This window comes from Lysobacter capsici, assembly GCF_018732085.1.
Classification (GTDB): Bacteria; Pseudomonadota; Gammaproteobacteria; order Xanthomonadales; family Xanthomonadaceae; genus Lysobacter; species Lysobacter capsici_A.
The window spans coordinates 4,083,663-4,095,376 of the sequence record NZ_CP076103.1 but is presented as its reverse complement, the minus strand read 5'-3'; the positions used below and the strand labels follow the sequence as shown (position 1 = coordinate 4,095,376).

The 11,714-nt window shown below is 65.9% G+C and carries 9 protein-coding genes; 2 read left to right on the top strand and 7 right to left on the bottom strand.

The genetic code is table 11. The features are described 5' to 3' along the window. Positions 1-768 precede the first annotated feature (768 nt). Positions 769-1,668 (bottom strand): DMT family transporter, encoded by a 900-nt coding sequence (locus KME82_RS17045; protein ID WP_215495106.1) that lies wholly within the window; start codon positions 1,666-1,668, stop codon positions 769-771. 111 nt (positions 1,669-1,779) lie between these two features. Here KME82_RS17045 and KME82_RS17040 point away from each other — a divergent pair, with 111 nt between their 5' ends. Beyond that, positions 1,780-2,550, top strand: a complete 771-nt coding sequence (locus KME82_RS17040) for a helix-turn-helix domain-containing protein (protein ID WP_215495105.1) — start codon at positions 1,780-1,782, stop codon at positions 2,548-2,550. Between the two features lie 247 nt (positions 2,551-2,797). On the opposite strand, the gene KME82_RS17035 is transcribed toward KME82_RS17040, so the two are convergent. Beyond that, positions 2,798-4,258, bottom strand: a complete 1,461-nt coding sequence (locus tag KME82_RS17035; RefSeq protein ID WP_215495104.1) for an amidohydrolase family protein — start codon at positions 4,256-4,258, stop codon at positions 2,798-2,800. Positions 4,259-4,925: 667 nt separating this feature from the next. Continuing rightward, a complete protein-coding gene (locus tag KME82_RS17030) occupies positions 4,926-6,953 on the bottom strand; it encodes a M2 family metallopeptidase (RefSeq protein WP_215495103.1) in 2,028 nt (675 codons plus the stop codon). A 573-nt stretch (positions 6,954-7,526) separates the two neighbouring features. Between KME82_RS17030 and KME82_RS17025 the strand changes: the two genes are divergently transcribed. Beyond that, on the top strand, positions 7,527-7,904 hold the full coding sequence (locus KME82_RS17025) for a hypothetical protein (protein WP_215495102.1): 378 nt from the start codon (positions 7,527-7,529) through the stop codon (positions 7,902-7,904). A 244-nt stretch (positions 7,905-8,148) separates the two neighbouring features. On the opposite strand, the gene KME82_RS17020 is transcribed toward KME82_RS17025, so the two are convergent. From KME82_RS17020 to minD, 4 genes are all read right to left on the bottom strand, one after another. Continuing rightward, positions 8,149-9,780: an SDR family NAD(P)-dependent oxidoreductase gene (locus tag KME82_RS17020; RefSeq protein ID WP_215495101.1), complete on the bottom strand. Its 1,632-nt coding sequence runs from the start codon at positions 9,778-9,780 to the stop codon at positions 8,149-8,151. A gap of 151 nt (positions 9,781-9,931) precedes the next feature. After that, positions 9,932-10,405, bottom strand: a complete 474-nt coding sequence (locus tag KME82_RS17015; RefSeq protein WP_215495100.1) for a hypothetical protein — start codon at positions 10,403-10,405, stop codon at positions 9,932-9,934. Positions 10,406-10,622: 217 nt separating this feature from the next. Beyond that, entirely contained in the window at positions 10,623-10,892 is a 270-nt protein-coding gene (gene minE / locus KME82_RS17010; RefSeq protein ID WP_036109358.1) for a cell division topological specificity factor MinE, read from the bottom strand. Between the two features lie 4 nt (positions 10,893-10,896). Continuing rightward, positions 10,897-11,706 (bottom strand): septum site-determining protein MinD, encoded by an 810-nt coding sequence (minD, locus tag KME82_RS17005; RefSeq protein WP_036109357.1) that lies wholly within the window; start codon positions 11,704-11,706, stop codon positions 10,897-10,899. Positions 11,707-11,714: the final 8 nt, after the last annotated feature.

Below are 11,714 nucleotides of genomic sequence, written 5' to 3'. Positions count from 1 at the left end.
TGCGTCGATTGCCCTGGCGCCTTCGAAGCCCGTTCGTGGCAGCGGCGGATCGCGGCGCCGTCGTCGAGGTCAGGTCGGCACGGCCAAGTCGGTCCGATCAAGTCGGCCCGGTCACGCCCGGGCAAGCGAGGCGGAATAAAAAAAGCCGGCCGGGGGCCACCCCCCGCGGCCGGCAGACGCTGGCGGCAGAGGGGGATCGGCCGCAGCAATAGCGAAACAAGGGACGGTCCGGGGCATGCGGACCGAGGATTTCATCGAAACGCGCGCCGTCCTGGCGACGAGCGGGCGCGCCGCGCGATTCGGAAGAAGCTGTCGCCGTACCGAGGGCGGGCGATGGCCGCGAGCACCGGCTTGGCCGGCGCCGACGGGCGCCGACGCGACGCCAGCCGCGGTTCGCAGCCGACGGCGCGGGTAACGCGGTCGTGGACGATTGCAGTCGGGTGGCGTCGACATGCCACGACCCTAGCAGCGCGCGCAGACGCCGAACTTGACGCGGCTCACATTGGCGAGGGCGATGCGCTGGCGGCCTGACAATCGTCATCGATCGCGCCGCCGCTCCCGCTTTAAACCTCCGATAGCCGCGCCACAACGCCAAGCCCCCTGTAGGAGCGGCGCAAGCCGCGACCGCGCCACCACGACCACGACGAAGCGTCCGCCACCACCACACGATCACGCCAACCACGACGAACCACAACCATGGCGAGCCACAACCACGGCGAGCCACAACCACGGCGATGCATCACCCCGCCGATCGCCCACCCAACTCCCTCAACCCGCGCATTCCTGCGAACGCAAGACCGCCACCGGCCGGTGCCGCAACACCTGCGCCACCGCCACGCCGAGCAGCGTCAACACCCCGCCGATCCAGTGATACGCCTGCAACGGCTCGCCGAGCAACAGCACCGCCAACACCGCGGTGAACACCGGCGTGAGGTTCATCAGCACCGCGGTCTTGTCCGCGCCCAGGCGCAGCAGCCCGTGCATCCAGAACCAAGGCGCCAGGGTCGAAGCGAGCAGCCCGGCGTACAGCACCAGTGGCAGGTTGTGCGCGGTCAGCGCCACCGACGGCGCCAGCAGGAAACCGGGCAGCAACAGCACCGTGCCGCAGACGATCTGCAGGTACAGCGATTCGCCGTTGGGAATCGGCAGCGCCCAGCGCTTGACCAGCACGCCGTACAGGGCATACGAGCACGCCGCCAGCAGCATCATCCATTCGCCGCGGCCCAGGCCCTGTTGCAGCAGTCGCGCCGGATGTCCGCCGCTGAGCAGCCAGCTCAGGCCGGCGAACGAGATCAGCGCGCCGATCAGCATGCCCGGCGAGGGCCGGGTCTTGAGCACGACCATGCCGATCAGCATCGTCATCGGCGGGATCGCCGCGACGATCAAGCCCATCGACATCGCGCTGACGCTGTGCGCGGCGAAATAGGCCAGCGACTGGTACATCACCATGCCCAGTGCCGACAGCACCACCAGCTTGCGCCAGTACGGACGCACCTGGGCGCGCAGCTTCCAGACCCGCGGCAGCAGGAACGGGGTCAGGGCGAGCAGGGCGACCAGCCATCGGTAGAACGAGATCGCCGCCGGGTCGATCGCGCCGGCCGAGAGTTTGCTGACGATAGTGTTGCCGGCCCAGATCAGCGTGGCGAGGATCGGCAGGAGCAGGTGCATGGGGGATGTCCTGGCTTGAGCAGCCGTTACAACATGGGGCTGCTCATTCTAGAATGTCGGGTAATCGGCAGATGCCGATAACCAGACAGGCCATGACGGGGCCCGGACAAGATGCGTCGCAGCCGCCAGTTCCACTATCCGTATCGCTCGTTGCCCGGCCCGCTGCTGCTGCGCTACGAAGCGCTGGCGGTCGATACCGAGAGCGCCTTGCATCAACATCCCTGGGGTCAGCTGGCGTTCGTCGAATCCGGCAGCATGGCGTTCGTGGTCGAAGGCCAGCCGTTCTTCGCGCCGCCGGGGTATGCGGTGTGGATTCCGCCGCGCATGGACCACACCTCGCACAACCGGCGCGAGGTGAAATGCCGGCTGATCAACGTCGCCGAGCGCTACACGCCGCAGTTGCCCAAGGCGCCGGGCATCGTGCGCCTGCATGCCTTGTTCATCGCCGGGGTGGAGGACTTGTTCGATCGCGGGATCGAGATCCCGCAGACGCCGGGTGACCGGCGCCTGGCGCGGGTGCTGATCGACAAGCTGCTGGCCACGCCGATGCTGCAACGGTTCGTGCCGCAAAGCGAAGACCGCCTGCTCGCGCCGATCCTCGACGCCTTGCAGCACGCGCCCGGCGACAACACCACCTTGGAGCAATGGGCGCAGCGCGTACACACCACCGAGCGCACCTTGAGCCGCCGTTGCCGCGACGAACTGGGCATGTCCTTCAGCCAGTGGCGGCAGCGCTTGCGCTTCCAGCAATCGGTCCCGCTGCTGGAGCAGGGCCGCAGCGTGCAGCAGGTGGCGGCGCAGATGGGTTACGCGAGCGTGTCGGCGTTCATCGCGATGTTCCAGCAGTTCAGCGGGACGACGCCGCAGAAGTTTCGGAAGTGAGGTTGGGGCGATAGGCTCCAGGGACGCCGCTTCCCTCTGCCGCCCCGTGCTTTCCCCCCCTTTGAAAAAGGGGGGCAGGGGGGATTTGCTTTTGCTTTGCTGTCGTTGTGGCGTTGCTTTCGCTTTTTCCGCAGACGCTGCTTCAGAGAACTTCGGCAGCGTGGGCTAAAAGCAAATCCCCCCTGCCCACCTTTTTCAAAGGGGGGAACAGCAAAAGCAGTTTCGAGACAGCGGAGAAATGCGGTTCTTACTCCGCCTTTTGCGCCGCCACGCGTTTGCGAACCTCCTCCAGCATCCCATCCAGCGCTTTGCGGTCATACACCTCGCCGCGCAGCACGAACGTATCGATGCGGCGGGTCGCGCCGATGTCGCGCAACGGATCGGCGTCGAGCAGCAGGATGTCGGCGGCCTTGCCGGCAGTGAGCGTGCCGTGCAGTTTTTCCTGGCCGAGGAAACGTGCGCCGTTGATCGTCGCCGCCTGCAAGGTCTGCAACGGGGTCAGGCCGCTCTCGACGAAGCGCTGCATCTCATCGTGCAGCCCCACGCCGGGGTAGTTGAAGGAATTGAGAAAGCCCGCGTCAGTGCCGGCCAGCAAGGTCACGCCCGAGCGTTGCAGCAAGGGCAGGATCGCGGCGTCGCGCTCGTAGCGCTGATGGCGGCGTTCGATCGCGGCCGCGTCGTCCTTGGCCGCGCGCTCCACCCGCCAGGCGTAGGTCGCCTGCAGGCCCGGACCGATGTACTTGAGATAGTCGTCGCCGCGATGATCGTTGCGATCCAGATAGGTGGTCACGAAGCTGCCGTTGAGGGTCGGCGTGACCGCGGTGCCGCGCCGCGCCAGGCGCTTGTAGGCGGCGCGCGCGGTGCGTTCGTCGAAGCTGGATTGAATGCGGTTCCAGCCTTCCTTGCTGTCGATCTCGCCGCGCCGGACCATCGCGCCGATCTGCGCTTCCTGCGGGGAGCCGGCCTTGTAGGCGTAGTCGATGTGTTCGATCGAACTCAGCCCGGCCGCGCTGACCTCGTCGATGGTGAGCGAAAACGGAACGTGCGCCGACACCCGCAGGCCGCGCGCATGCGCCTGCTTGAGCGCGTCCATGAACAACTCGGGCGACAAGGTGTTGTCGGTGATCTTGACGAAGTCGACCTTCCAGCCCTGCAACTGGTCCAGCGCCTTGCTGATCTCCTCGTGGCTGCCGACTTCGATATCGCCCGGCCAGATCGACTTGTAGCCTTCCAGCTTCGGACCGGAGGTGAAGATGGTCGGGCCGTCGAGCGAGCCGGCGTTGATCGCGTCGCGCCATTCGAACACGCTCGGGCTCAGATCGCCGGCGGCGTCGCGCACCGCGGCGATGCCGTGAGCGACATACAGCGGCAGCAGGTTCTTGTTCTCTTCGATCAGCTTGTCGCCGCCGCCGAAATGCACGTGCATGTCCCACAGCGCGGGGATCGCGTACTTGCCTTGCGCGTCGATGCTGCGCGCGGCCTCGAAGCGCTTGGCCTTGGCGTCGTCGACGATGGCCAGGATGCGCGCGTCCTTGACCGCGATGGTCTGGTTCGCGCGGGTCTTGCCGCTGGTCACGTCGATCACCACGGCATGGCGGATCAGCAGGTCGGCGGATTCGCCGGCGGCCTGGGCGGTCGTGGCGGTGCAGGCGAGGGCGAGAGCGAGCAGGCTCGGCGCGAGGGCGTGGCGGCGGTGCGGGGCGATCATGCGGCGATTCCGTTGCTTGGTCCGCAGCGATGATCGGGGCACGCGACGGCTCGCGCCAGTCCCGATCAGGCGGGGGAGATGGATCGGATCAGGGGTTTCGCGATGGGCTGAGTGAAAGGTTGGAGGTGACAGCTGAGGAGTGAAGGCGGAGGGCAGGGCGAAAAGCAAAAAAGCAAAAAAGCAAATCCCCCCTGGCCCCCCTTTTGCAAAGGGGGGAACTCGCCATGTCAGTTCGTAGGGAGGGCGTGATGAACGGCGCTTCGATCGCTGATGCGAGGAAGGGGGGCTGTTACCGGTGAATACGAAAGAGTGCGCGATCTGCGTTTCGATACGTTCACTCCTCACTCCTCACTCCTCACACCTTCTTCCTTCTTCCCGTTCTTCCCACGTCACAACCACGCCTCGCGGTGGCTAAAAAATCGCGATCAAACAGAAACTCCAACGATCCCGTTACTTCATCGAAGCTCCCCCCTTTGAAAAAGGGGGGCAGGGGGGATTTGCTCTCACCCGCCCGAAGCAGCGTCATTGCCTACAGTCAGCCCAAACCCCCAAACCCCAAACCCCAAAAACAAACAAGCCGGCATAAGCCGGCCTGTCTGCATCACTTCAATATCGCGTGCAGCGATCGACGAGCCCTCAAGCCCGACCGATCGCCGCCCCGCGCGGCTCAACCCTGCGCAGGCTTCGCCTTCGCATCGGTCTTCACCGCCGGCTTAGCCGGCGACACCGGCGCCGCAGCGCCCGCGGCCTGCCAGCCGCAGCTCTTGCCTTCGTTCTGCTGCTTGAGCCAGGTCTGCAGCGGCGCGAAGTATTCCAGCACCGCCGAGGCGTCCATCTTCTCGCCGCCGGTCAGTTCCTTCATTGTCTGCTGCCACGGCTGGCTCGCGCCCTTGCTCAGCATCGCCTCGAACTTCGCGCCCGCGGCCTTGTTGCCGTAGAAGCTGCATTCGTACAGCGGGCCCTTGTAGCCGGCCGCGTCGCAAAGCGACTTGTAGAACTGGAACTGCAGGATGTGCGAGAGGAAGTAACGCGTATACGGCGTGTTGCCCGGCACGTGGTACTTCGCGCCGGCATCGAAGAATTCCTCGCCGCGCGCCTGCACCGGCGCCACGCCCTGGTACTTGGCCTTCAGTTCCCACCACGCCTTGTTGTACGCATCGGGCTTGATCGAGCCGTCGAACACGCCCCAGCGCCAGCGGTCGATCATCAGGCCGAACGGCAGGAACGAGACTTTCGCCAGCGCCATGCGCATCTGCGCGTTGATCAGCGCCTCGTTGCTCTGCTGCTGATTGCCGACCATGCCGATCGACTGCAGGTACTTGGGCGTCATCGCCAGCACGATGGTGTCGCCGATGGCTTCGTGGAAACCGTCGTGCGCGCCGGTCTGGAACAGCGGCGGCTGCTTGTTGTAGGCCAGGTAGTAATACACATGGCCGAGCTCGTGATAGATCGTGGTGAAGTCTTCTTCGTTCGGCTTGATGCACATCTTGGTGCGCACGTCGCCGGACATGTTCATGTCCCAGGCGCTGGCGTGGCAGACCACGTCGCGGTCGCGCGGCTTGATGAACTGGGTCTTGGCCCAATAGCTGTCGGGCAGCTTGGGCATGCCGAGCGAGACGTAGAAGTCCTGCGCGCGTTCGGTCATCTGCTTGGCGTTGGCCAGGTTGGCGTCGACTTCGAGCTGCGCCTGTTCCAGCGGGCTGCGCTCGCCGCTGGACTTGGCTTCCTGCGCATCGAGCGCCTGCTGGTACTGCCGCGCGAGCGCGCCGTTGATGTCGAGGCTGCCGGCCTGCTGCTCGGTGTACGGCGCGAGCACGTCCCACAGATTGCCCCAGTCCTGCTGCCACATGTTGCCGAGCAGGTGCGCCGGCAGCATGCCGCCGCCGGTCTGGCCCTTGTCGACGCCGTACTTAGATTCCAGGCGCGAGCGGGTGTAGCAATGCAGTTGCTCGTACAGCGGCTTGACCTGGCCCCACAGGCGGTCGGTCTCGGCGGCCAGTTCGGCCGGGCTCATGTCGTAGCCCGAACGCCACAGCTCGCCGGTGTCGGCGTAGCCCAGGTTCTGCGCGCCTTCGTTGACCAGTTCGACGAAGCGCGTGTAGTCCTTGCGCATCGGCTTGGAAATCGTATGCCAGCCCTTCCAGGCGTCGAGCTGGGCGTCGTAGTCGCGGCTGTTGCGCAGCACGTCTTCCAGATCGCCGAGCTGGCGGCAGTCGGTGTCGCCAGGGCCGCTGCAATAGCTGCCCGAGCCGTACATGCCTTCCATGCGGGTGGCGATCTGGGTCAGTTCGGCGAGCTTGGCCGGGTCCTTCGGCGCCGGCATCGCGGTGCCGATCTTGAGCAGTTGGATCGCGCGCGCGGTGGCCGGCGACATCTGCTTGCCTTCGAATTTCTTCGACTGCTCGATCCAGCTGTTGAGCTGGGTGAGGTAGCGCTCGTTGGCCTTGGCCGACAGCAGCTGGCTGTCGTCGTTGATGTAGGTCGACGACAGCCACTGCGCGGCGGTCATCTCCGGATACATCTTCTTGTACTCGTCGTTGACGCGCGCGATGAACTGGTCCGCGGTCTCGCCCTCGGGCGCGGCGGCCGGAGCGGTGGAGGTGCTCGGGGAGGGGACGGGTTCCTTCTTGCAGCCGCTCAGGCCGATCACGGCCGCAGCGACGCCGAGCGCCAACAAGGCGCGGACATGTTTCATGTGTGCTCTCTCCGGAAGAAGTGCAGCGCTTCGCGCGCGAGCCAGAAGGCTAGAGGCCGGGTCGGTCCGGCGCAAGCCGGGGTCGGCCGGCCCGGCGACATCGCCCGTCCGGCGGATGAATGCCGGCGCGACAGTGAGGAACTTTTGCGCAAACTCGGCACAGCTGCCGGGCTGAAAACGGTTACGGCACGGGTAGGGTGAGGCCGGATTTGGCCGATTCAGGCCAATTGCGCATTGTGACCCGCGAACGCGGTCGCGAAATTTCGTAAATTATTCGTTACGTGAAAACGTTTAGATTGTTTTATTTTCGTTATTAACATGTGCTTTACGCAACGCCGGAGCACTTTGTCGCCCGTTTGTTCAGTTTGTGAGACGGCCTCGGCCTGGTCCGGCTCGATCGGTGTCACAAAAACGGAATTGATTTGTGACGCGAAAACGGAAAAAGTGACGTTCAACGGCAGCCGTTTATCGGCTGCGCCGCGGGGCGGAGCTGGCTCCCGGCGGGATGCCCTGATCGGAGTGCTCCGGTCAGCGCGTTCAGCGCGACACGATCCTGGCTGCAAAAGGTAAGGCATGAAACATACGACGGGTTCTGCGAACGGCACGCTGCACACCGCCACACTGGCCTCGGCCCTGCCGTCGCGCGGGCGCGAAGGCGGGGTCTGCCTGTTCTCGGCCGACCTGAGCTGGGCCCGCGAACAAGCGCCGGCGACCTCGCGCACCGCGTTCGCCCGAATCCCATTCACCCGTATCGCCCTGTTCGCATTGCTCGCGCTGGCGGTGGTCGGGGTGGTCATGATGAATGGGCCGGCCGACGCCGGCCCGAACCGTTCGCTCTCCAAGGCGCTGCCCGATCCGGTCAGCGAAGCGGAGGTCGAATCGGTGGTCGCGAACACGGGTCACCCGGCCGCGCGCCTGAAGGCGCAGGCCGAACGCACGGCGGCGCGCTGAAGCGCGAACCGGTGCGCACCCGATACGGAACTCGGTGGGAGTAGGCGCCTGGACGGCGCAATCAGGGGAAGGGAAGCAAGCAGTACGCTTCAGCAGTACAAGTCGGAGTCCGGTTATGGGGATAATCCGTTCCGCGCAGTTTGAATGGCGTCGGCGCCACGGAAGGCGTCGGTGACCGCTGCGTCATCCGGTTCGCGCGCGACCGCGACCTATCGATGAAACGGCCGCGCGCAAGGCGCCGCCATCACCAGTCCGTCGGCGCGTAATCCTTGAGGAACTGACCCCACACGTGGGTGCCGGTGTTGATGCCGTGGATGATCGGATCGACGATGCGCGCGGCGCCGTCGACGATGTCCAGCGGCGGATGGAAGCGCTCCTCGATCACCTTGCGCGCGGCGATCTCGACCGGATCTTCGTCGGTCACCCAGCCGGTATCGACCGAGTTCATGTGGATGCCGTCGCCGTGGTAATCGGCGGCCGAGGTGCGCGTCATCATGTTGAGCGCGGCCTTGGCCATGTTGGTGTGCGGGTGCTTGGTGGTCTTGAAGTTGCGGTAGAACTGGCCTTCGACCGCCGACACGTTGACGATGTGCTTGTCGCGACGCGGGCTGTCGCCCTCGGGCACGCGCAGCATCAGCGGCTTCAGCCGCGCATTGATGATGAACGGCGCGATCGCGTTGACCAGCTGGGTTTCCAGCAACTCCACCGACGGCACTTCGTCCATCTGCAGGCGCCAGGAATTGCGCCCGCGCAGGTCGACCTGCTGCAGGTCCTGATCCAGCCGGCCTTCGGGAAACAGATGCGCCTGGCCGAGCAGTTCGTCGGCGAGCAGCGGCACCTGCGACAGTTCGGCGGCGCGGGTCAGGCCGGTCGCGTCGATCAGCGAACGCACGTTGCCCTGGGCTTGCAGGGCGCTGCTTTCGCTTTCGCCGGCATCGGGCAGCAGATCGAACGCGCGCAGGCCTTCGTAGCGGCCGACCAAGCGGCGCACGTCGTCGGGCATCTCGTGCAGCGCGGAGGTCTCGCCGGCCATCATGTGGGCGTAGAACGCAGGCGGACGGCGCACGGTCTGGCAGGCGTTGTTGATGATGAAGTCGAGCCGTTCGCGGGTCGCCAGCAGTTCGCTGCAGAACGCTTCCACGCTCGGGGTGTGGCGCAGGTCCAGGCCGAACACTTCCAGGCGATGGCCCCACTGGGCGAAGTCGGGTTCCTGCGCGTAGCGCAGCGCGGAATCGCGCGGGAAGCGGGTGGTGACGATCAACGCGCAGCCCGCGCGCAGCAGCTTCAATCCGGCCTGATAACCGATCTTGACCCGGCCGCCGGTCAGCAGCGCGACCCGGCCGCTGAGGTCGGCGGTTTCGGTGCGCTTGAAGAAGTTGAGCTCGGCGCAGGTCGGGCACATCTGGTCGTAGAAGTGATGGACCTGGGTGTATTTCTTCTTGCACACGTAGCAATGCAGCAGCTCGGGCGATTCGCTGTAGGCGATCGGCTCGGGCGTGTTGTTGCTCGGATCGTGCTGGCCGGCGGCGTGCGGCGGAAAATAATTCGGCGTGGTGAACACCGGCTTGCGGCGCAGCGCGCGGATGCCGGTCTGGTTGAGCAGTTCGTCGGCCTTGCGCAGCTTTTCCTGATGACGGTCGCGCGCCTGCTGCTTGAGTTGCTTGCGCCGCGCCTTGGGCTCGGGATGGAAGGCCTGGGCGATCGCCTGATGCAGGCGCGCGCGCTCGTCGGCGGGCAGCGCGTCGAGCATGGTGCGGTCGGCGTTGAGCTGCTCGAGCACGGCGAGCGCGTCGCGGACGCGATCGAGCAGCGGCGCGCTGTCGGTCTGCGCGGCGGCGTCGGCGCCGTTCGGGGCGGTGTGGGTGGGCGTATTCAAAAGATAGGGTCCGCGGCGCACGGCGAGGGTGCGCGATTCAAAAGAGGGCTGGTTCCGAGGCAGCGATTCTACAGTGCGCGCCTGGGGCGGCCCGCGGACGGCCGCGGGGATGAACCGGGAGGCCGGTGATTCGGCCGGCGGCGCCTGGGTCTTAAAGCGCCAGGACCCGCTCCGGCAGCCGCACCAGCCCGTGTTCGGCCAGCCATTGCCAGGAGGTTTCCGCGTCCTGCTCGACGTAGGCGCGCGCCGAGCCCATGCGGAAGCTGTAGCCCCATTCGTCCATGTCGGCCAGGATGCGGTCGCGGCCGGCGCCGGGCAGGGCGTCGCCGAGCAGGGTCTGCAGCACGCACACCGCGTCTTCTTCCTCGACCGAGTCGGTCGCGTCGGTATGCACCTGCGCGCGGCGCTCGGGCGGCAGCACGATCAGGTGCGCGGCTTCGTGCAGCAGCGAATGCACGGGCGTGTCGCCGCGCGCGTACACGGTGCTGCCGATCAGGCCCGCTTCGCTGTCGCCCCAGAAGCTGCCGGGGATCGGTTCGCCGTCGCCGACGCGTTGCAGGCGCAGGTCGTAGCGCGCGAGCAGGGCGGCGGCGTCGTCGAAGGCGATGTCGGACAGGGTGAGCATGGTGCGGGGTGTTTTTCAGGTGGGAGCGGGGTAGGCGCGATTGCGTAGGCGAGGTCTGCGTGGTGCGCCGATTGCGATAGTCGCCCGAACAAAGGCGCAAAGCCTGGGCGATGCGAGGCAGGGCGTGTTTGCGCAGTCGTCGGTCTGGCGCGGTCGCGGCTTGCGCCGCTCCTACAGGGGGATACGGGACAGCGGTCGGGAGGCCGACCGCTTGCCGTCAGGCCTGCGCCTGGTGCGGGGTTTCCGGCAAGGCGACGGAAATATCCAGCACCTTGTTGTCGCCTTCGCCGATCAGATCGACCTTGACCGATTCGGCGTCGACGTTGACGTACTTGCGGATCACCTCGAGCAGCTCGCGCTGCAGCATCGGCAGGTAGTCGGGACCGCCGCCGCGGCCGGCGCGCTCGTGCGCGACGATGATCCGCAAACGCTCCTTGGCGACGTTGGCGGTGGGTTTCTTGGCCAGCAGGAAGTCGAACAGACCCATGAGCTCAGCCTCCGAACAGCTTGGTGAAGAAGCCCTTCTTTTCCACTTGCGTGAAGCGCATCGGTCGGGTGTCGCCGAGCAGGCGGGCGACGGCGTCGTCGTAGGCCTGGGCGGCGTCGGATTCGGTTTCCAGGATCACCGGCTCGCCCTTGTTGGACGCGTTGAGCACGTCGCCGGATTCGGGAATCACGCCGATGGTCTTCAGGCCGAGGATTTCCTCGACGTCGCCGATGCTGAGCATCTCCTGGTCTTCCACGCGCTTGGGGCTGTAGCGGGTCAGCAGCAGGTGCTCCTTGACCTTCTCGCCGTTCTCGGCGCGGCGGGTCTTGGACGCGAGCAGGCCCAGGATGCGGTCGGAGTCGCGCACGGACGAGACTTCCGGGTTGACCACGACCACCGCCTGATCGGCGAAGTACATCGCCAAGAACGCGCCTTTTTCGATACCGGCCGGCGAATCGCAGACGATGTAGTCGAAGCCTTCGGCGGCGATGTCCTCGAGCACCTTCTGCACGCCTTCCTTGGTCAGCGCGTCCTTGTCGCGCGTCTGCGAGGCGGCCAGGATGAACAGGTTCTCGAACCGCTTGTCCTTGATCAGCGCCTGCTTGAGGTTGGCTTCGCCGTTGACCACGTTGACGAAGTCGTACACCACGCGGCGTTCGCAACCCATGATCAGGTCGAGATTGCGCAGGCCGACGTCGAAATCGATCACGGCGACCTTGTGGCCGCGACGGGCGAGGCCGCAAGACAGGCTGGCGCTGGTGGTGGTCTTGCCGACGCCACCCTTGCCCGAAGTGACAACAATTATTTCGGTCAAAACACGTT